Annotated in this window: 18 protein-coding genes; 9 read left to right on the forward strand and 9 right to left on the reverse strand. The window is 68.1% G+C overall.

Features of this window, described 5'->3' with window-relative positions; all coding sequences use genetic code 11:
• Positions 1 to 19: 19 nt before the first annotated feature.
• The 5 genes from gspG to gspD are packed head-to-tail and all read left to right on the forward strand — an operon-like array spanning position 20 to position 4183.
• Positions 20 to 442 carry a type II secretion system major pseudopilin GspG gene (gspG, locus tag ABIC35_RS01430; RefSeq protein ID WP_220667369.1) on the forward strand — a complete coding sequence of 141 codons (423 nt, stop codon included), beginning with the start codon at positions 20 to 22 and terminating at the stop codon, positions 440 to 442.
• Entirely contained in the window at positions 442 to 945 is a 504-nt protein-coding gene (locus tag ABIC35_RS01435; protein ID WP_121078507.1) for a GspH/FimT family pseudopilin, read from the forward strand. The genes gspG and ABIC35_RS01435 overlap by 1 nt, the downstream gene beginning before the upstream one ends.
• Complete coding sequence (gene gspI, locus ABIC35_RS01440; RefSeq protein WP_121078508.1) at positions 942 to 1292, forward strand: type II secretion system minor pseudopilin GspI; 351 nt, start codon at positions 942 to 944, stop codon at positions 1290 to 1292. The genes ABIC35_RS01435 and gspI overlap by 4 nt, the downstream gene beginning before the upstream one ends.
• A complete protein-coding gene (locus tag ABIC35_RS01445) occupies positions 1289 to 2080 on the forward strand; it encodes a type II secretion system protein N (protein WP_121078510.1) in 792 nt (263 codons plus the stop codon). Before gspI ends, ABIC35_RS01445 begins: the two co-directional genes overlap by 4 nt.
• 15 nt (positions 2081 to 2095) lie before the next feature.
• Complete coding sequence (gene gspD, locus ABIC35_RS01450; RefSeq protein WP_354278176.1) at positions 2096 to 4183, forward strand: type II secretion system secretin GspD; 2088 nt, start codon at positions 2096 to 2098, stop codon at positions 4181 to 4183.
• On the opposite strand, the gene ABIC35_RS01455 is transcribed toward gspD, so the two are convergent.
• Genes ABIC35_RS01455 through ABIC35_RS01465 form a run of 3 tightly spaced genes read right to left on the reverse strand, consistent with a single transcriptional unit; the run spans position 4177 to position 5653 of the window.
• Positions 4177 to 4608 carry a hypothetical protein gene (locus ABIC35_RS01455; protein ID WP_121078512.1) on the reverse strand — a complete coding sequence of 144 codons (432 nt, stop codon included), beginning with the start codon at positions 4606 to 4608 and terminating at the stop codon, positions 4177 to 4179. The two genes, gspD and ABIC35_RS01455, sit on opposite strands and share 7 nt — an antisense overlap.
• Positions 4605 to 5060, reverse strand: a complete 456-nt coding sequence (locus tag ABIC35_RS01460; RefSeq protein WP_121078514.1) for a hypothetical protein — start codon at positions 5058 to 5060, stop codon at positions 4605 to 4607. The genes ABIC35_RS01455 and ABIC35_RS01460 overlap by 4 nt, the downstream gene beginning before the upstream one ends.
• On the reverse strand, positions 5057 to 5653 hold the full coding sequence (locus ABIC35_RS01465) for a hypothetical protein (RefSeq protein WP_354278177.1): 597 nt from the start codon (positions 5651 to 5653) through the stop codon (positions 5057 to 5059). Before ABIC35_RS01465 ends, ABIC35_RS01460 begins: the two co-directional genes overlap by 4 nt.
• A 117-nt stretch (positions 5654 to 5770) precedes the next feature.
• Here ABIC35_RS01465 and ABIC35_RS01470 point away from each other — a divergent pair, with 117 nt between their 5' ends.
• Complete coding sequence (locus ABIC35_RS01470; RefSeq protein WP_121078518.1) at positions 5771 to 8245, forward strand: PhoX family protein; 2475 nt, start codon at positions 5771 to 5773, stop codon at positions 8243 to 8245.
• Between the two features lie 54 nt (positions 8246 to 8299).
• Here ABIC35_RS01470 and ABIC35_RS01475 read toward each other — a convergent pair whose 3' ends face one another.
• From ABIC35_RS01475 to ABIC35_RS01490, 4 genes are all read right to left on the reverse strand, one after another.
• The gene (locus ABIC35_RS01475; RefSeq protein WP_121078520.1) at positions 8300 to 9055 is read right to left on the reverse strand and encodes a MerR family transcriptional regulator; all 756 of its coding nucleotides are present in this window, start codon (positions 9053 to 9055) and stop codon (positions 8300 to 8302) included.
• A gap of 111 nt (positions 9056 to 9166) precedes the next feature.
• Positions 9167 to 9538 (reverse strand): hypothetical protein, encoded by a 372-nt coding sequence (locus tag ABIC35_RS01480; protein ID WP_354278178.1) that lies wholly within the window; start codon positions 9536 to 9538, stop codon positions 9167 to 9169.
• Between the two features lie 106 nt (positions 9539 to 9644).
• Complete coding sequence (locus ABIC35_RS01485; protein WP_121079569.1) at positions 9645 to 10898, reverse strand: amidohydrolase family protein; 1254 nt, start codon at positions 10896 to 10898, stop codon at positions 9645 to 9647.
• A 53-nt stretch (positions 10899 to 10951) separates the two neighbouring features.
• Positions 10952 to 12352 (reverse strand): amidohydrolase, encoded by a 1401-nt coding sequence (locus tag ABIC35_RS01490; protein WP_121078522.1) that lies wholly within the window; start codon positions 12350 to 12352, stop codon positions 10952 to 10954.
• Between the two features lie 302 nt (positions 12353 to 12654).
• Between ABIC35_RS01490 and ABIC35_RS01495 the strand changes: the two genes are divergently transcribed.
• Positions 12655 to 15282, forward strand: coding sequence for a PAS domain S-box protein (locus tag ABIC35_RS01495; protein ID WP_354278180.1), 2628 nt, complete (start codon positions 12655 to 12657; stop codon positions 15280 to 15282).
• Complete coding sequence (locus tag ABIC35_RS01500) at positions 15282 to 15896, forward strand: response regulator transcription factor (protein ID WP_121078526.1); 615 nt, start codon at positions 15282 to 15284, stop codon at positions 15894 to 15896. Before ABIC35_RS01495 ends, ABIC35_RS01500 begins: the two co-directional genes overlap by 1 nt.
• 1 nt (position 15897) lies before the next feature.
• Here ABIC35_RS01500 and ABIC35_RS01505 read toward each other — a convergent pair whose 3' ends face one another.
• Positions 15898 to 16245, reverse strand: a complete 348-nt coding sequence (locus tag ABIC35_RS01505; RefSeq protein ID WP_354278181.1) for a hypothetical protein — start codon at positions 16243 to 16245, stop codon at positions 15898 to 15900.
• A gap of 92 nt (positions 16246 to 16337) precedes the next feature.
• Positions 16338 to 17603 carry an alginate export family protein gene (locus ABIC35_RS01510; RefSeq protein ID WP_183049442.1) on the reverse strand — a complete coding sequence of 422 codons (1266 nt, stop codon included), beginning with the start codon at positions 17601 to 17603 and terminating at the stop codon, positions 16338 to 16340.
• Positions 17604 to 17963: 360 nt separating this feature from the next.
• On the opposite strand from ABIC35_RS01510, the gene ABIC35_RS01515 reads away from it, so the two are divergent.
• Positions 17964 to 19853, forward strand: coding sequence for a methyl-accepting chemotaxis protein (locus ABIC35_RS01515; RefSeq protein WP_354278182.1), 1890 nt, complete (start codon positions 17964 to 17966; stop codon positions 19851 to 19853).
• The last annotated feature ends 127 nt before the right edge of the window (positions 19854 to 19980 follow it).

Raw genomic sequence — 19980 nt, forward strand, 5'->3', positions numbered from 1 at the left:
GCGCGCCCCGCGCAAGCTCTTGCCAGTAGGCGAGCACGAAGCCGGGCTGACGCTGATCGAGATGCTCATCGTCCTCGTGATCATCGCCGTGGTCGCGGGTCTCATCACCGCCAACGTGATCAACCGCCCCGACGAGGCGCGGGTGACCACCACCAAGGGCAACATCTCCAGCATCGAGGGCGCGCTGAAGATGTACCGCCTCGACAATGGCGATTACCCCACCACCGAGCAGGGCCTGAAGGCGCTGGTCGAGAAGCCCACCATCCCGCCGGTGCCGGCGAACTGGGCGCAGGGCGGCTATCTTTCCGCGCCGCCGCTCGACGCCTGGGGCAAGCCGTACGAGTACAAGTCCGAAGGCGGCGGCTTCACGATCCGCTCGTTCGGCAAGGACGGCAAGCCCGGCGGCGAAGGCGTCGACGCCGACATCGAAGGCAAGGGCTGATGTCAGCCGGGAGGGCCGGCAGCGTTGCGCGTCGCGCCTCCCAGGCGGGCATGACGCTGATCGAGATGCTGATTGTCCTCGCGATCATCGGGGTTGCCGCCGGCGCGGTGACGCTGGGGATCGGCGCGGCCACGCGCAAGCCGAGCGTCGAATCGGAAGCGCGCCGCCTCGCGTCGCGGCTGCAGGCAGCTGCCGACGACGCGATGCTCGGCGATCGGCTGGTCGCCTTCACCGCCGAGAAGCACGGCTATGGCTTTGCGACGATCGGGGCGAACGGCCGGATGGCGGCACGTACGGACGGCGCGCTTGCCCCGCACACCCTGCCCGGCGGCATCACCCTGACGCTCGACACCCGCCCGCCGGTGGTGCTCGGCGTCGATGGATCGGGCAAGCCGATGGCCGCATCGATCGACAATGGCAGCCAGCGCTGGCTGGTCCGCTATGACGGGCTGACCGCCAGTGCCCTCCCCGCCCCGACGCCAGTGCCGACGAAACCCCGATGAGCGACGACCGGGGCTTCTCGCTGATCGAGGCGCTGGTCGCGCTGGCGGTGCTCGCCATCGCCACGGTGGGACTGATGCGCACGGTGCAGACGCATATCGATTCGACCCGCGGGGTCGAGCGCCGCGCCGCCGCGATGTGGGTGGCGGAGAATCGCCTCGCGGAGCTGGAGGCCGGTATCGCCGGCGAACCGCAGGTAGAGATGCTGGGCGAACGCTGGCGCATTGCGGTCGACAAGCGCAGCACCCAGGATCCGGAAATCGTGCGCGTTCGCATCAACGTGTTTCCGCTCGCCGAGAAGACGCCGCTTGCATCGCTCGACGGCTTCGTGGACGGACGCAAGGGATGACCCGCCTCGCCCTCACCCCGCGCCAGACCCGCACCGCGCTCGATCTGCTGACCGGCGCGATAGTCGTCTCGGTCGCCGTGGCGCTCGCCGGGCTCACCTGGCGGATCGCGGGCCATGCCGGCACCGGCGCGATCACCGTGCCCTCGGGCCGCAGCGGCCCCGCCGTCGCGCCGGACATGGCGCCGGCGATCGCGCTCGCGCCGTTCGGCAAGCCAATGGTCGTCGATGCGCCGCAGCCGACCTCGCTGCCGCTGGAGCTGAAGGGGATCGTCGCGGCGATCCCGGCCGAGCTTTCGACTGCCTTCATTGCGGTGAGCGGCGCGCCCGCCACCGGATTTCGCGTCGGCCAGCAAGTCGAAGGCGCGACCATCGCCGCGATCCAGCGCGACCGGGTGCTGTTCGACAATGGCGGCCGCCGCGAGTTCCTCGCCTTCCCCGATCCCAGCCTGTCGCCCGAGCAGCGCCAGGCCGCCGCTGCGGCGCCCGCGGGCCAGGCGCCCCCGCCGGGTGCCGGCCCCGGCGTCCAGCCGCCGCCCGAACTGCCGGGCAACAGCGCCGCCGCGCTGCAGAAGCTCGGCGCCACCCAGGCCGCCGACGGCTTCCGCATCGGCGCCAACGGGCCGCCGGGGATGCAGCCGGGCGACGTGATCACCTCGGTCAACGGGACCCAGATGACCGACACCCAGGCGGCCAACGCCGCCTTCGCCGCCGCGCAGGCCGCCGGCTCGGCCCAGATCCAGATATTGCGCGACGGACGGCGGATCTCGCTCACCGTCCCGCTGCGTTAGATGAGAGAAAACCGCGTGAAGATTCGCCCCGCCCTCGCCTGCCTCGCGCTTGCGCCGATGCTCCTGGATCCGGTGCTGGTCGCCGCCCAAACCGCCGCTGCGCCGCAGGACGCCGCCGATGTGGTGATCAACATGCGCGGGGTGGAGATCGCCGACGTCGCCGACCAGATCTCGCGGATCACGGGCCGTACGCTGATCCTCGATCCGGCGGTGAAGGGCGTGGTGACCGTCACCTCGTCGAGCCCGCTGACGCCGAACGGGGTGTGGGATCTGTTCCAGTCGGTGCTGCGTGCCAACGGCTATGCGGCGGTCCGCTCGGGCCGCGCCTGGCGCATTGTTCCAGCCGCCAATGCGGTTCGCGACGGCGGCCTGCCCGCGCGCGGCATCGCCGGGCAGGAACTGATGACGCGGATGGTCCGCCTCTCCAACGTGCCCCCGGCCGATGCCGCGCGCATCGCCCGCCCGCTGGTGGCAAGCTTCGGCAGCGTCGAGCCGATCACCGCGCCGAACGCGGTCGTCATCACCGACTATGCAGACAATGTCCGCCGGATCGAATCGATCATCCGCCAGCTGGACGGCGGCGGCGGCGCGACGTTCGCGGCGATCGCGCTCAAGAACGGCAGCGCGCCTGCGGTCGCGCAGGCAGTGCAGAACGTGCTGGGCGGCGACCAGGGTGGAGGCACCCGCGTCGCGGCGGACGAGCGCAGCAACACGGTGATCCTGCGCGGCACTCCCGCCTCAATCACCGAAGGCCGGCGTATCGTTGCCTCGCTCGATCTGCCGGGCGGCTCGACGCCGATCACCCGCATGTTCCGGCTCAACTATGCTGATGCGGAGACGGTGACCGACGTGCTGCGCGGCGTACTGGGCTTGGGCGACAGCACCGACAATCCGGTGGCCAACAGCCTGTCGAACACCGGCACCAACCCGTTCGCGCGGCTGTCGAGCCAAAGCGCCCTGGCAAGCGGCGCCACCGGCATGTCGAACGGCACACCAGGTTCCTCGCTGCCTACCGGCACGGGCGTACAGGCGGCGACCGGCACCACGACGCCGATGATGCAGTCGACCAAGCCGCAGACGCCCAAGGGCTTCGCGACTCCCGACCTGACGGTACAGCCGGCGCCCGAGCTCAACGCCATTGTGGTGCGCGGAGCGCCGAGCGCAATCGCCTCGATCGAGCCTCTGGTCCGCGATCTCGATGTGCGTCGTCCACAGGTGCTCATCGAAGCCGCGATCGCCGAGATCACCGGCGACGATGCCGAGCAGCTGGCGGTGCAGATCGGCACCAGCGGCGCGGTGCTCGACCGGGTGACGGGTGCCGGCACCTCGTTCGATTCCGGCGGCGCCTCGCTCGGCGCGATCCTCACCGCGCTGGGCGTGCCCGCAGGCTCGCTGCTCGGCACGGGCGCAAGCGGGCTGACCGGCAATTTCAAGATTGGCGACAATTTCTCGGTGCTGCTGCAGGCGCTCGGCACCTCGACCCGCGCGAACCTGCTGTCGACGCCGCAGATCACCGTGCTGGACAATGTCGCCGGCGAGTTCATCGCGGGCCAGAACGTGCCGTTCGTCACCGGCTCGATCCTCACCAACTCGAGCGCGGCGACGCCGTACAACACGATCGAGCGCAAGGATGTGGGCATCACCCTGCGGGTGCTGCCGCGGATCAATGCCGGCGACACCATCCGCCTGCAGGTGAACCAGGAAGCCTCGTCGATCGCCAGCACCACGGTGTCGCGGGCGAGCGACCTGATCACCAACAAGCGCGCGATCAACACCACGGTGCTCGCCGACAACGGCTCGACCATCGTGCTCGGCGGGCTGACCAGCGACGACTATCAGGACGTGCGCCAGCAGGTGCCGGTGCTGGGCAACATCCCGCTGATCGGCGAGTTGTTCAAGGGACGCCGGGAACAGCACCAGAAGCGCACGCTGTTCATCTTCCTCAAGCCCACGATCCTGCGCGACGGCGCCGATGCGAGCGCGGCCGCCAAGGATCGCTATGCCCGGCTGCGCGCCGACGAAGCGGAGAATGCCAAGCGCAACAGCCTGCTGCTGGCGCCGCCGCCGGCACGGCTGAAGGTGGAGATCGACGGGATCTATTGAGCCGTCGGCTCGGGATCGGCGGTGGGCAGCGGCACCCGCGCCCGCTGCCCGCCCCGGCTGAACAGCGCTGCATCGATCGACAGCGATTCGAGCCGCCAGCCATCGACGCTGTCGCCGATCGCGAGACTGCGGCTGCTGCCCTGCGCAGTGCGGACCAGCGCGACCGCATCGCTGCCCAGCCGGCCGACGATGCCGGTCAGCTGCGGCGCATCGGCGGGGAGCGTTTCGCTCTCCGTTGTGGGCGCGGTGAACAGCGGCCGGTCGAAGACATGGGTGAGTGGCGGTTCGGCGGGTGCGCTCAGCGGCGGCAGAGCGTGCGACGTCCGGATTGTGCGCGTCGCGCCCGGCTGCAGCAGCGCGATCGGCAGCGCAACGGCCACCAGCGCCGCCGCTCCTAAGGCCAGAAGCTGCGCGCGCGGGATCATCGCACCGCTCCCACCAGCACGCCGCTGAGGCGCACGCCACCGCCTTCGGCCGGCTCGACGCGCCAGCTGCGGAAACGGAGCAGCGGCCGCTCGCGCTCGATCGCATCGGCAAGCGCGAGCACCGCCTTTTCGGGGCCCGAGACGCGGAGCTGCACCATTACCAGCGGCGGCGGGGCCGCCGTCGGCGCAAGCGCTTCGACCAGCACCCCGCCGCCATGCGCCAATCGCTCGACGCGGGCGCGGATCGCCGCGCTGGCATCAGCCTGCGAGAAGGCGAAGTCAGGCTTTAGAACAGGGGCACCCGCTGGCGCCGTCGCCATGCTCGCGACGACAGCAGCCCGTGCGGCGCGTGCCTTGGCAAGGCGTCCGAGCGCGGTCCCGGTCCAGGGCGCGAGCAGCGCGGCGAGCAGCAGCCCGATCAGCACCCCCCAGAGGATCGGCCGACGGCTCATGGCGCGACCTGTCGCAGCAGCACGAGCGTCCGCCCCTCACCTTCCTGCTGCCGGACATCGCGCAACCCGGCCAGGGCAGGCACCCGTCGCAACGCGCTGCGCAGCGCGTCGGGATCGCTGACCGATACTTCCAGCGCCAGCGCCCCGTCCGCGCCACGCTCGGCCCGCACCAACGCCGCATCGGCAGGCAGGGCCGCCGCCACGCCGTCGAGCAGCGCCGCCGGCCCGGGCCGCAGCATCGCGGCAGCAAGCACCCCGTGCGCTGCCTCGCGTCGCTGCTCGGTGATACGGCGCGGCGCCTGCGTCGCTTCCAACCGCGTCGTCTCCCGCTCCACGGCGTTCGCCAGCAGCATGGCACCCGTAAGCGTGGCGAGCGGGCCTGCCGCGATCAGCGCCGCCAGTACCGGGGTCACCCAGCGGCGACCGGCAGCTTCCGGCGCATCGGGATCGGCCCTGCGCCCCAGGCTACGCCGGTGGCGCGCCCAGGCGCCCAGACGCGCGACAAGGCTCGGCGGCGGCGAGGGATCGCTGGTTGCGGCATCCTGGGTCATCCGGCTGCGCTTAGCTTCGGATGCCACCTTGGCAAGTGTCACATGATCGCCGCCATGTGGCCTTCGATCCGTCACGCAAAAGGCATCACCGTTTCACGCGAGATCCCCATGGACGGTCGCGAACCGGGATGCCCACGCCCGGCAACAGAGGGGAATCCGATGACCGACCTGACCGAGTCGCCGTTCGGCTATAGCGACGGCGATGTGGACACCAATCGCAGCGACGCCGTAACGCTCAACGAACTCGCCGACCAGCGCTATTCGCGCCGGACGCTGCTGCGTGGCTCGAGCGCGATCGTCGCCGCGACGATGGGCGGCTCGCTGCTGGCGGCGTGCGACGACAAGAATTTCGGGAGCGATACCGCCCCCACCGTCTCGGCAGGATCGGCAATCACGACCTCGGCGGGGCGGATGGTTACGCTGACCGGTAACGCCACCGACGACAAGCAGATCGGCAGCGTCGCCTGGACTCAGATCGCCGGCCCCCAGGTCACCCTCGCCAACGCCACGACCAACACGGCGAGCTTCCTTGCCCCGGCGGTCACCGCCTCGACCGAGTTCCGCTTCCGTTTCGCCGCCGTGGATTCGCGCGGCCAGACTTCGTCCGCCGAGACCAGCGTGACCGTCGCCCCGCCGGCGCTGGGCTTCACTGCGGTCGCCAAGAACAAGCTGGACGTCGTCACCGTGCCCGCCGGCTATACCGTGGGCGTGATCAACCGCACCGGTGATCCGATCGCCGCCGGCGTCCCGGCCTATAAGAACGACGGTACCGACACCAATTTCGCCCAGCGCATCGGCGACCATGGCGACGCGCTCTGGTGGTACGGCCTTAGCGCCGACGGCACCGCCCGCGACGCGACCAGCTCCACGCGCGGCCTGCTCGTGCAGAACCACGAGAACATCAACCAGCAGTACTTGCACGTGAGCGGCGCCACCGCCCCCGGCGGCGTTCGCCCCGAGGCCGAGGCGCAGAAGGAAATCGACTGCCACGGAGTCTCGATCACCGAACTGAGCGAAGGCACCGGCCGCGCCTGGAGCGTGAAGCAGGATTCGTCGTACAACCGCCGCATCACCCCGGCGACCCCGATGGCGTTCAGCGGCCCGGCCAAGGGATCGAACCTGCTCAAGACGGTCTTTTCGCCCACCGGCGTGGCGGGACGCGGCACGATCAACAACTGCGCCAACGGCACCACGCCCTGGGGCACCGCGATCACCTGCGAAGAGAATTGGGCCGGCTATTTCCTGCGCAGCGGCGACACTGCCAACCGCTCGACCAAGGAGCAGACCGCGCTCAGCCGCTATGGCGTTACCAGCAGCAGCGGCAACTATGGCTGGGCGACCGTCGTCGCCAGCGACTCGGCCAACACGCTGTTCCGCCGCTGGGACGCACGCGCCGGCACGGGCACTGCCACCGACGACTTCCGCAACGAGCCGAACCAGTTCGGCTGGGTGGTCGAGATCGATCCCTATGCGCCGGCCTCGACCCCGCGCAAGCGCACCGCGCTCGGCCGTCTCGGCCATGAAGGCTGTTGGCCCGGCGCGTTCGCCGTCGGCAAGAAGCCGGCCTGGTACATGGGCGACGATTCGCGTCGCGAATATATCTACAAGTTCGTCTCGGCGACGGCGTGGGTCGCAGCCGATGCCAATGCCACCGATCGCTTGGCGATGGGCGACAAGTATATGGACGCCGGCACGCTGTACGTCGCCAAGTTCGCCGCCGACGGGACCGGCAGCTGGATGCCGCTGGTGTTCGGCCAGAACGGCATCGACGGCAGCAACGCCACCTATGCCTTTGCCGACCAGGCCGACGTGCTGGTCAACGCCCGCCTCGCCGCAGATGCGGTCGGCGCAACGCCGATGGACCGTCCGGAATGGACCGCGGTCAACCCGGTCACCGGCGAGATCTATGTGACGCTCACCAACAACACCGCTGCCGGCCGGCCGCTGAACGGCACCGACGCGGCCAATCCGCGCCATTACAACGATCCGAAGGGCCCGTCGCAATCGGCGCAATATGGCAATCCCAACGGCCATGTCATCCGCATGAAGGAAGCCGACACCGAGGCGACCAGCTTCACCTGGGACATCTATGCCTTCGGTGCCGGGACGGACCTGGACAAGACCAACATCAACCTCTCGTCGCTCGATGACAGCAACGACTTCTCCAGCCCCGACGGCATGGTGTTCGCCCGGTCGAGCCATGCCGGCGGCCAGGGCAAGCCGCTGATGTGGCTGCAGACCGACGACGGCGCCTATACCGACGTGACCAACTGCATGATGCTCGCCGCCCAGCCGGGCACGGTGGGCGACGGCGGCGCGCGTACGATCACCAACACCGGCGCGGGCGGCGCAACCGCCACCCAGGCGACCCGCATCGGCGCGGCGCCGGGGGCGAACCTGCGCCGCTTCCTCGTCGGCCCGGTCGAGTGCGAGATCACCGGCGTGGACTCGACGCCGGACGGCCGCACGCTGTTCGTCGGCATCCAGCATCCTGGCGAAGGCGCGATCAACCCGGCACAGCCGACCAGCCACTGGCCGGATAGCCAGGCCGGCGGCACCGTCGCCGCGACGGTGCGCCCGCGCTCGGCAGTGGTGGTGATCACCAAGAATGACGGCGGCGTCGTCGGCCTCTAAGGCTACAGCGATGCACGATCGGGGAGGTCCGGCGGACCTCCCCTTTCATCTCCGCTAGGCTCGGCAAGCGGCCTGGATGAACTGGAACACCTCGGCATCGAAGCCCGGATCGGCCTCACCCTGCCAGTTGCCCATATCGGCGTACATGCGCTGCACGCCTGCCTGCATCGCGGGCGTCGCCACCGCGTTGAACGGCGCCAGCAGCGCCTTCCACTCGACGACGAATGCCTGCGCCGCGGCACTGCCCGGATCTAGCGGCAGGGCCGCCTTGATCCGGCCGCCCAGTTCCTTCCACTGCGCGGCGTAGCCAGCCTGATCAAAACCTGCCGGCACGTCCGCCATTGTGGTGGCGAAGTCCGCCCGCTCCGCTTCGGTGAGATAGCGGGAGGCCAGCGTGTCCCACTGCGCCTTCTTGTCCATCTGTCGTTCTCCTTGTTCGATCAGCGAGCAGAAGGTCGCGACGTCGAGGGGCTCGCTGCGCTCGACGCGGGACTTGGTTTCGAGAAGCAGCGCGCGCGACCGTGCAATCGCCGCCGATTGCTGCTCCAGCACGGCAAGCTGGGCATCGATCAGCCCGGCAAGGTCTACCGAGCGCGAATGCAGCAGCCGCTGCACCTGCGCGAGGGTCAGCCCGGCGCGCTTCAGCGCGAGGATCTGGTGGAGGGTGGCGAGTTCGCCCGGCCCGTAATGGCGCCGGCCGGACGCGGTGCGCAGCGGCTTGAGCAGGCCGCGCGCCTCGTAGAAGCGCAGCGCCCGCGCGCTGATCCCTGTGCGACGGGCGACCTCGGCGATGTCCAGGGAGTCGATCATGGCGCTGCTATGCAGCTTGACGCTGCGTCAACTGCAAGCGCGATTTGGCGCCGATGCTGCACCGAGGCAGGCGGCCCCTTCCGACAGCCGGAAGGAACCACTGCGTCATCGTCACCGATCGGTGCGGCTGACGATCTTGGCCGTGCCGTCGGGCGTGATGGTGACCATGTGGGCCACGCCGCCGGTGCAGTTGGCGCGCCACATCGGGTTGCCATCCTGGTCGTCCAGGCGCTGCGAGCTTTCGACATGGTCGCACTTCAAGCCGGCATCCATGATCGCGCGGATAAAGACGACGTTGCGTTGCGCATCGTTCATCGCGATCACCTCGGCCGCGACATTGTTGCCGACCGCGCCGTTCTCGACCACCGCGTTCGCCTCGGCGGCATTGTCCGCCGCGGTGTTGCCGGTCGCCTCGCCGCCCTGGTGGCATGCCGCCAACGCCAGCGCCGCGAGGGTGGGGAGAAGGATATGTTTCCGCATCATTCGATACTCCTGATCGCCCGGCGCGCGCATTCCGCTGCGCCGGGCTCGTTCCACCTGACCGCCCAAGTTTCCGCGATCGTGAAGGTTCCGTATTGAACGCGTCTGATCAGCGCTGATACGCCTTGGGCAGCGCGCCTTCCTCCGGCTTCCAGTAGCGGTCGCGCAGCCGGGTCTGGCGGGTGGTGAGCGACTGCTCGATCCCGTCGACATACAGCTTCACCGGCATGCTGCCGATTTCCAGCGGATCGCCGTCCCACACCACCACGTCGCCGGCGCGGCCGGCCTTGAGCGAGCCATAGGCCTCGCCCATGCCCATCGCCTCGGCGGGCTTGGAGCTGATCGCCGCGAACGCCGCGTCCCAGCTGAGCCCCGTGGCACCGGGCACGCGGGTCAGCGCCACCAGGTTGCCGGCGAACTGCTTCTCCAGCCGCGCCTGGCGCGCCTCGTCGTCGTTGATCGTGCCGACGCCGACGAGCACGCCCGCCGCCTGCATCCGGCCGATGTTCGACTGGGTGGCGGCCAGCTGCTCGAAGCTGGCCGGCAGGTCGTTGAGTGCGTTGGCGAGCACCGGCACGCCGGCCGCGGCGATCTCCCTGGCCACCGTCCAGCCCTCGGTCGCGCCGACCAGCACCAGCTTCAGCCCCGGCGTCTCGCGCTTGAGCTGGAGCAGCACCAGGATGTCCGACGCGCGCTCGACATGGACGAGCAGCGGCACCTTGCCCTGCACCACCGCCGCCAGCGCCTCGGCATCGGCGCGGGTGAGCAGCGCATCCTTGCCGCGATCGGCGAAGCTTGCTGGGTTGCGGGCATAGTCGCGTGCTTCCAGCATCGCGTTGCGCAGCATCGCGATTGCTGCCGGGCGGCTGCCCCCGGCGACGCGGCCGCCGCTCTCGCCATATTCCATGAACTGGAAGGCGCGCGGACGGGCAACCGCGTGGAGATCGCTGCGGGTGTCGATCACCGCGCCCTGGCCGGCGAAGATCGAGCCCTTGCTGACGTCCGGTGCGACCACCGCGCGGGTGACGCCGTCGGCGCGGTTGATCGCGATCGGCGTCGCGCGCGGGTTGACCGCGGGCGTCACGTCGAGCGCGGCGTTGAACGGCGAGCTGCCCGCCGCCGCATCGTTGGTCACGCCGACGCCGTCGACCTCGACGATGCCCATCCGGGTGAAGCCGGCGAAGATGCCCGGCGTCACATAGCGCCCGGCGGCATCGACCACCGCGACACCCGCCGGCACCGCGACGCCGCGGCCCGCCGCGACGACCTTGCCGCCGCGCACCACCACCGTACCGCCCTCGACCGGGGCCGAACCATCACCGATCACCAGCTTGGCGTTGGTGATCGCCACATCCTGCGCCATCGCAGGCGCCGCGAGTGCCACACAGGCCGCCGCGGCGAGAAACAGGGTCTTGCTCACTTCACATCCCCCTCACCCGGCTGGCCGAGCTCGAAATCGGAAACCGGACGGCGCTTGGGATCCTTGGCGTCGTAGAGCAGCGCCCCGTCGACCCAGACCATTTCGGGCCGGGTGTAGACGCTGAACGGATTGCCGTTCCACAGCACAACATCCGCCATCTTGCCCGCGCGCAGGCTGCCGGTCTGGTCGGAAATGCCCAGCGCGATCGCCGGGTTGATCGACAGCCACTTCCAGGCGGTCGCCTCGGACACGTCGAAGCCGGCGCGCATCGCCGAGGCGCGTGCCTTGGCGACTTCCTGGTTGAGCCGCTGGATGCCGTTGGCATCGTCCGAGTGAATCATCCCGCAGGCGCCTTCCTTTTCGAGGATGGCGAGGTTCTCCGGCACCGCGTCGTAGGATTCCATCTTGAAGCCGTACCAGTCGGCCCAGACCGCGGCGCAGGTGGCGTTCGCCTTCAGCAGATCGGCAATCTTGTAGGCTTCCACCGCGTGGTGGAACGCCGAGACGTGGTAGCCGAACTCCTTGGCCATATCCATGACATTGGCCATTTCGTCGGCGCGGTAGCAGTGGTTCTGCACCCGGATCTCGCCTTCGAGCACGCCGCGCAGCGTGTCCATCGCGATGTCCCTGCCCGGTGCCTCGCCGCCGTCCTTCTCATACTTGTCCCAGCGGCGCTTGTATTCGGCCGCCTTGGCCCAGGTCTGGCGATCGACGGCGATGTTGCCCATCCGGGTGGAGGGCTCGCGGCCGCGGCTGCCATAGACGCGCTTGGGGTTCTCGCCGCACGCCATCTTCAGGCCATAGGGCGCGCCGGGGAACTTCATGCCCTGCATCGTGCGGGCATAGACGTTCTTGAGCACCACCGAGCGCCCGCCGAACAGGTTGGCGGAGCCGGGCAGGATCTGCAGCGTGGTGACGCCGCCATTGACCAGCGCGCGGCTGAAACCGGGATCCTGCGGCCATACGCTGTGCTCGGCCCAGACGTCCGCGGTGACCGGCGAGGTCGCCTCGTTGCCGTCGGAGAGCGCATCGACGCCCGGCGAGGGATAGTCGCCGAGATGGCTGTGGATGTCGATCACGCCGGGCGTGACGTACTTGCCCTGCCCGTCGATCACCGTCACGCCCGCCTCAGCGGTGAGGGTCTGGCCGATCGCGACGATCTTGCCGTCGCGGAACAGCACCGCGCCCTTATCGATCCGGCCGCCCTCGCCGTCGAGGATGGTGACGTTGGTCAGCAGCGTCGGCGCGCCCGGATAGCGGCGATAGGTGGAGGGATAGGGATCGTGATTATACCCCTTGCCGAGGCCCGGCCCCTTCTGTGCGGGCGTGGAGGAGGCGCTGGCGGGCTTGCCGCCGCTTCCCCCGCAGGCGGTTAGGGCGACGCAGGCGGCCGCCATGGCGAGGCTTCGGATCAAGCGTGACTCCCTGATGTTCTTGTGATGGTCCCCACCCAATTGATTGCCGGAGACATTCGCTTTGGCAAGCACCTGCACGATATGGATGACGAAATCGGCGGAAATCCGTGCATCTCCCTATGGCTTTTCGCGCAAAATTAATCGATGCTGAGCAAATCGTAGCCTCGGCTTCGACCTGTGCAGGGGCAGGTGGTTTGCACGTTGGAAGAATAGATCGTCACGCGGCGAACCAAATTGCGCCGGCCATACACGTCACCACGGCCATTGTTCTGGCCGCCATCGCGTTGTTGTGCGGCCTCGCCACGCTCGCAGGCTGGGCGTTCGGCATCCCGATCCTGCCTCGCTTCCTGCCCCATTCCTATCCGATGTGGCCGGTGGGTGCGATCGGCTATATCTTTGTAGCGCTGGGCGTATTGTTCGATCAGGCCCGACGGCCACGCCTGGCGCTTCCATTCTACCTGGCGGCGATGGCGGTGGGAGTCGTCGGCACGTTCCAGCCCCTGTTGGAACCCTGGATCGACATTGGCCGACTGGTCTTCGCCGATCGCGTCGCCGCGGTGCCGCTGCAGCATGCCGGGCGTCCAGGCGTCAACGCCATCGTCTTCCTGCTGATGTTGCCGATCGCGGCCTTCTCATCGCACAGCAAATGGCGGCTGCTGCGCGAGGTCGCCCCGCTGGTGGCGATCGCGCCGCTGGCACTGGCGCTGGCGTCAGCGACGGGGATGATGCTGTCCGACGACCCCTCGTCGGTGAACCTCAGCCTGCGGGCCTCGGTTCCCGGCACCATCATGGCACTGTCGCTCACCGCGGCGATCCTCCTCGGGCATTGGCGCATGGACTCGCAACAATCGAGCCGGATCGAGCGCTCCGACCCCGTCGCGATCAAGACGGTGGTGGCCGGCGCGATTCTGCTGCCCGCCCTCCCCGCAACGATCGAGCTGCTGCTGGAACGCGGCGCGCAGGGAGAGCCGATCGTGGGGCATCTGATCCTCGGCCTGTTCAACATCCTCGCGATCGGCCTGATCGCCTATTGGGCGGTGAACCGGGTGGGGCGCGAGCAGGTCGCCCGCGCCGAGCTGAGCCTTGCGCTCGATGGCGCGACCGTCGTGATGACCGATGCGCGCGGGCGGATCATCCACTGGTCGCTCGGCTGCCAGCAGCTCTATGGCTGGAACGAGGCCGAGGCGCTGGGCGAGAACCTGTACATGCTGCTCCGCGCCCAATGCCCTACCTGGAACAGCAGTTACGCCCTGCCCGACGCCGACGGCGCGCAGGAACTGATCGAGCAGCGCAAGGACGGCAGCGAACTCCATGTGATCGAACGGCTGCTGCGCTCCGCCACACCCACCCGCGGCGCGATCGTCGTTCACAGCATCCTAGACATTTCGGAGCGCGTCTCGGCGCTGCGCGCTTTGCGCGCGAGCGAGGAACGACTCGCCCAGGCGACCGCCGCGCACGAGCTCGGCATCTTCGACTGGGACGTCGGCAGCGACCACATCAACTGGTCGCCGGGCACCGAGCAGCGGCTGGGGCTGCCGCTCGGATCGCTCTCCAGCTTCGACTCCTGGAAGCAGCTGATCGACCCGGACGACCTGGAAAGCCTCCGCGCGACGGTGATCGAGGCGGTTGCCGAGCGCGCGGAACGCTTTTCCTTCCGCTACCGCCTCACCGGCTGCAAGGGCACCGAGCGAACGCTGGAGGGCTCGGCACGCTGCTTCTACAATTCCGCCGGCGACCTCATCCGCGTCGTCGGCGCCGCGCTCGACATCACCGAGCGCGACGAGCACGAAGCAGCCCTCCGCCGGCGCGAGGCGCAGCTGCGCACGGTGCTGGAGACGGTGCCGGACGCGATGATCGTGCTCTCGGGCGACGGATCGATCCTCCAGTTCAGCGCCGCCGCCGAGGAGCTGTGGGGCTATCGCGCCTCGGAGGTCGTCGGTCGCGACTTCACCATGCTGATCCCCGCCGACGAAGTGGAGACCGACCAGGAGGTGCTGCACCGCTTCGTCGCGACCGGCGAAGGGCTGGTCGGCGAAGTGCTGGTCGGCACCGCGCAGACCGCCGACGGGCGCCGCTTCCCGGCCGAGATGCGTGCCGGCGCCGCGCGTAGCGACGGGCATCTGCTGATCACCGTCTTCGTCCGTGATCTGACCGAGCGGGTTGCCACCGAGCAGCGCCTGAGCGCGCTCAACAACGAAATCGCGCACGTCTCCCGCCAGAGCGCGATGAGCGAGATGGCCGCCGATCTGGCGCATGAGCTCAACCAGCCGCTGAGTGCGACCGCCAATTTCCTCGCCGCCGCGCGCATGCTGATCGAGCGCGGCGAAGGCGGCCCGCGGGTCACCGATCTGTTGCGCATGGGCTCCGAGCAGACCCAGCGCGCGGGCGAGATCATCCGTCGCCTCCGCGCCTTCGTCGCCCGCGGCGAAGTGGAGATGCGAGTGGAATCGGTCGAGCGGACGGTGCGCGACGCGGTGGAGCTGGTGCTGGTCGGCACCGGCCATTTCAACCTGCGGGTGAGCTTCCATCTCGATCCCGCCGCACGCTTCATCCTGGCCGACCGTATTCAGGTGCAGCAAGTTCTGGTTAACCTGTTGCGCAATGCCGTGCAGGCATTAAAACTCGTCGAGCCCGATGATCGACAGATCACGATCACGTCCGAGAAGCTGCCCGACCAGATGATAGCGATCACAGTTACGGACAGTGGACCCGGCCTCCCCGAACATGTCTTGGAAACTCTTTTTTCGCGGTTCAGCACGACAAAGGGAGGCGCAGGCGGAATGGGTATTGGACTTTCGATCAGCAAACGCATTATCGAAGGCCATGGGGGGATGCTGAGTGCGGAAAACGCGCCGGGGGGTGGCGCGTCGTTCTGCTTTACCTTGCCTGGTATCGAAGAAGGTGAAGAATAATGACCCGAACGATCTACATCGTCGACGACGACGATGCCGTCCGCGCTTCGCTGCACAGCCTGCTCTCGGTCCGTCCGGACCTGATCGTGCGCGGCTATCGCTCGGGCGACGCATTTCTGGAGCAGGAGGCCGAGCTCGATCCGGGCGTAGTGCTGCTCGACTTCCATATGCCGGGTTCGAGCGGGCTCGACGTCCTGCTCAAGCTCGATCGCTCGCCGACCTTCGTGCCGATCGTTCTCACCGGTCAGGGAAATGTCGGCCTGGCGGTGCAGGCGATGAAGGCCGGCGCGCTGGACTTCATCGAGAAGCCCTATGAGGCCGAATTCCTGCTCAAGGTGATCGACCAGGCCTTCTCGAAGCTCGAGGAGGATGGCGAGGCCGCCGCGCGCACCGCGACCGCCGAAGCCAAGATCGCCAAGCTCTCGCCGCGCGAGACCGATGTGCTGAAGGGCCTGATCGAAGGGCGGTCGAACAAGATCATCGCCTATGAGCTCGACATCAGCCCGCGCACGGTGGAGATCTACCGCGCCAATCTGATGGAGAAGCTGGAAGTCCGCAGCCTGTCCGAAGCGCTGCGCATCGCCTTCGCCGCGGGGTTGTTCCCGAAAGGGTGAATTAGTGCACTGCCCCGCCATCGCGCAGCAAGGCGGCGATGGCGGCGGCAGGTTCCTCGGCGGTGACATGGTGCAGATGCGGCGCCGTCACCGCCTGGTCACCACCCAGGATGATCAGCCGGTGCCACAGCGGGTCCGCCACAAGGGCGGCCAGACCGCCGGGATGGTCCTCGGTGGCAGCCGCATCGGCGACCAGTACCGGCGCGGTGCCGCCCAGCCGGGTGATGCGGCCCGCGTCCACCTGCTCCATGCTCACCACATCGATGCCGGAGAGCGCCAGGCGCGCGGCGAGCATGCTGCGCAAGCTGGCTTCGCGTACCATCAGGATCACCAGCATGTTGAGCACCATCGCCATACGCCTTTGTTACGCGGTTGTTTCCGATCATATTCCGGATCGTAGCGGATAGCCACAGGTATCGCTTTGGTCCGGTCGTACCGCGTTCAGAACTTGAACACCAGATCGGCATAGCCATAACGGGCGTCGCCGCTGTGCGGGGCGTTCGGGGCGCTGGTGAGGAAGCGGCCCTTGGCGAGATACGCCGCGCCGATCTCGGCGCGCAGGCGATCGGGGATCAGCGAGCGGCGCACGCGCACTTCCACTTCGGTGCCGGCATGACGCCCCGAGGCGCCGGTCTTGTCGCGCACGCTGGTGAAGGCGAAGGTATCGGTGCGGTCGGCAAGCCAAAGCCCACGCACCGCGCCCATCAGGTCCAGCCGCTTGGAGGGCTTGGCCTCGATGCGGATGCCGGGCGAGACGAGGTTGGCAAGGCCGACCGGGCCGAACAGAGAGGTAGGGCCATAGTCGGCACGACGTGCGCCATACAGCAGATCGAAGCGGCCATAGGCGGCGTCGGGACCGTCACCGCTCGCGTAATCGATGAAGGCGGAGATGCGCGGCGTCCACTTCTTGGCGATGGTGTACCCACCTTCGATATGGACGAAGCCGGCACGGACCGGCAGATCCTTGCGGTCTGTCACCGCGTTGGTGAGACGCGCCTCGCCGCGCTGGAGCGCGGCTTCGCCCTCGATGTCGAACTTGCCCTTGGCGGGCGCGCGGCGGAGGCGGAGACCGAATGTCACCAGCCGGCGATCGCGGGTCTGATAGCCCGGGCGATCCTGCTCGGCGAGACGATAGACATAGCCGCCCACGCTCAGCTTGTGGCCGATATCGGCCAGATTGCCGTCGGCGCCGTAGAACACCGTCCCGGTGTTGACGTGATCGAGCTCGACCTTGTTGTCGTAGATCCCGTCCGGCGAACTGGGCAGCGCGTCAATGGGATGGGTCCAAAACAGGACCAACTCGTCCTTCTTCTTGGTACGGTACTCGACCCTGCCCCCCAGATAGGAGGGGAAAGTGTTCCCGAAATCGGCGCGTGCGATCAAGCGCTGGGCGCCGAAGGTCATGGTGAAGCGACCGGCCAGCGCGGTCAGGCTGTCCTTCTTGCCCAGAACATTATGCAGCTTGTAGCTCACGAACGCCTGGAGCGGCTCGACCGTGTTGACGTCGCTGGCCTTGACCGAACTGTTATGCCCTTCGCCGTAACCGCGGGCATCCATCAACTCACCGGTGACATTGAGGTCGTCCCAGTCGAGCTTGACGGCGACCAGCGTGCGCAGCGACGCGAAGGCGATGCGATCGTCGACCTTGGGGCGGAACTGGCCGTCGATGCCTTCCATCCGCGCGCGGACGCTGCCCTCGATACTCAATTTGGGACCGGCAGCTGCAGGTTCGGGCGCGGGTGTGACAGGTTTGGTTTGGGCATGCGCCGCGCCAGACACAAGAAGGAGCGCGAAGCCTATGCTCCGCAAAGAATTTCCGCGATTGCCAATGCCGTACACCTGCGTGCTCCTGCCGCCCCTCATTTATTGCACTTATAGGAAGGAACCGTTCGGCCGCTGCTGAGCGCGAGTGCGTACCCGGAGTTTTCCGGAAGTAGCTGGGCTGTCCATCCGTAATCGCCGCAGCCCGGGGCATCCAAAAAGTCACCTATAATAGGGACCACGTCGCTTGCGCGGCGCGCCCTAACCGCTTCGATGGAAGATCGAAGCTTGTGGATGGAACGCTACATGTTCGCATTTCTAGATGATTGGCCCCTGACCAAGAAAATGCTGGCGGCCTTCAGCTTTCTCGGCTTGCTCCTGGTCGGCCTCGCCATCAACGGCTGGGTGTCCAACCGCGACCTGACCAGCATCGCCCGCAAGCATGTCGAAGTCAGCGTCGCCGGTATGTCGAACATGACGGACGTGATCAGCGACATCAAAGAGATGCGGATCATCGTCTACAGCCACTACAATGCGCTGACCGACGAGGAGCGCGCCAAGCTGCAGAAGCGCCTGGACACCGCCTCCGACGAACTGGACAAGGATCTCAAGGGCTTCGCCGCTGTCGCCGATCCGGCTATGGCGAGTGACATCGCCAAGATGACGACGATCAAGGGCCAGCTCGACGACACCAACCGCCGCATCTTCGAGGCGGACGTCGCCGACAAGGACGCCGGGCTCAAGCTGATCAAGGGCGAAGGCAAGGAGCGTTCGCACGACGCGCTGGACCAGGCGCAGAAGATCCTCGACAGCCTCCGCAAGGCCTCCGAAGAAGCCAATACGCGCGGCAATTCTTCTGCATTTACTGCACTGATCCTGACGATCGGCCTGTCGCTGATCTCGCTCGCGGCGCTCGGCGTGGTGTGGCTGGTGATCAACCGCACCATCGCTCAGCCGATGGCGGCGCTCGCGCACGTCACCAAGACGCTTGCGGAGGGCGGCTCCGCAACGGTGCCGAGCCTAGGCCGCGGCGACGAACTGGGCGAGATCGCCCGCGCCGTCGAGCAGTTCCGCCTCTCGGCGCAGGAGCGCGCGCAGATCGACGCGCGTGCCGCCGCCGAGCAGCAGATGGTGACCAACACCGTTCGCGAGAGCCTGGTGCGCGTCGCGCAGGGCGACCTCACCGCCGACATTTCGGCGGATTTCCCGGCGACCTATGCCGAACTCAAGGCGAACCTCAACGAAGCGCTCGCCTCGCTGCGCGAACTGATCGGATCGGTGACCGATTCCACCCACCGCATCCGCACCGGCTCGAACGACATCGCCCAGGCGAGCGAAGACCTCGCCCGCCGCACCGAAGCGAACGCGGCCGCGCTCGAGCAGACCGCTGCCGCCGTCACCCAGATGGACCAGCGGCTGAAGGCAACGGCCACCGCCGCCAGCAGCACGGTGCAACGCGCCGACCAGGCGATCAGCGTCGTCTCGTCCGGTCGCAGCACCGCCGACGAAGCGGTGCAAGCGATGACCCGCGTTTCCGAAAGCGCCAAAGGCATCGACAGCGTCATCGAAGGCCTCGACAAGATCGCCTTCCAGACCCGCGTTCTCGCGATGAACGCTGCGGTCGAGGCCGGTCGTGCGGGTGAAGCGGGCCGCGGCTTCGCGGTCGTCGCCGACCTCGTCTCCGCGTTGGCGATGCGCGCCGAAGAAGAAGCAGGCCGCGCACGCGACCAGCTGACCGCGACCCAGGCCGACATCGTCACCGCCGTCGGCATGGTCGAGAAGGTGGACGGCGCGCTCTCCAACATCTCGAACGACGTCGGCGAGGTGCACCAGCTGCTCGGCCGCATCGCCAGCGACAACCAGGCGCAGTCCTCGGCGATCTCCGAGATTTCGGACACGATCGGCACGATGGACCAATCGACCCAGCAGAATGCGGCGATGGTGGAGGAGACCTCGGCCGCGGCCCGCAACCTCACCTCCGAAGTGGCATCGCTGGCCGAGCAGGCCGAACGCTTCAACATCGGCAAGACCGCGGTCGGCGCGCGTGCGCCCGCGAAGAGCGGCACGTCAATCGCCGCCCGCGCCAAGGGCAAGGCCAAATCCTCGGGCGGCAGCGGCTATGTCTCGCCGGTCAAGCCGATGGCCACGCCGGTAGCCGCCGCTTCGGCAGGCGCGGACGATTGGACATCGTTCTGATCGCCTGACGTCGCCTCGACACAAAAGATGGGCGCCCGGCCATGCCGCGGCGCCCATTTTTGCGTACGGCGGACCCCCTGCCGGCCGGATCTGGCGCCTCCCTGCCCTAACCCCATCCAGGAACCTG

It is taken from the genome of Sphingomonas trueperi (assembly GCF_040545965.1).
GTDB lineage: Bacteria > Pseudomonadota > Alphaproteobacteria > Sphingomonadales > Sphingomonadaceae > Sphingomonas > Sphingomonas trueperi_C.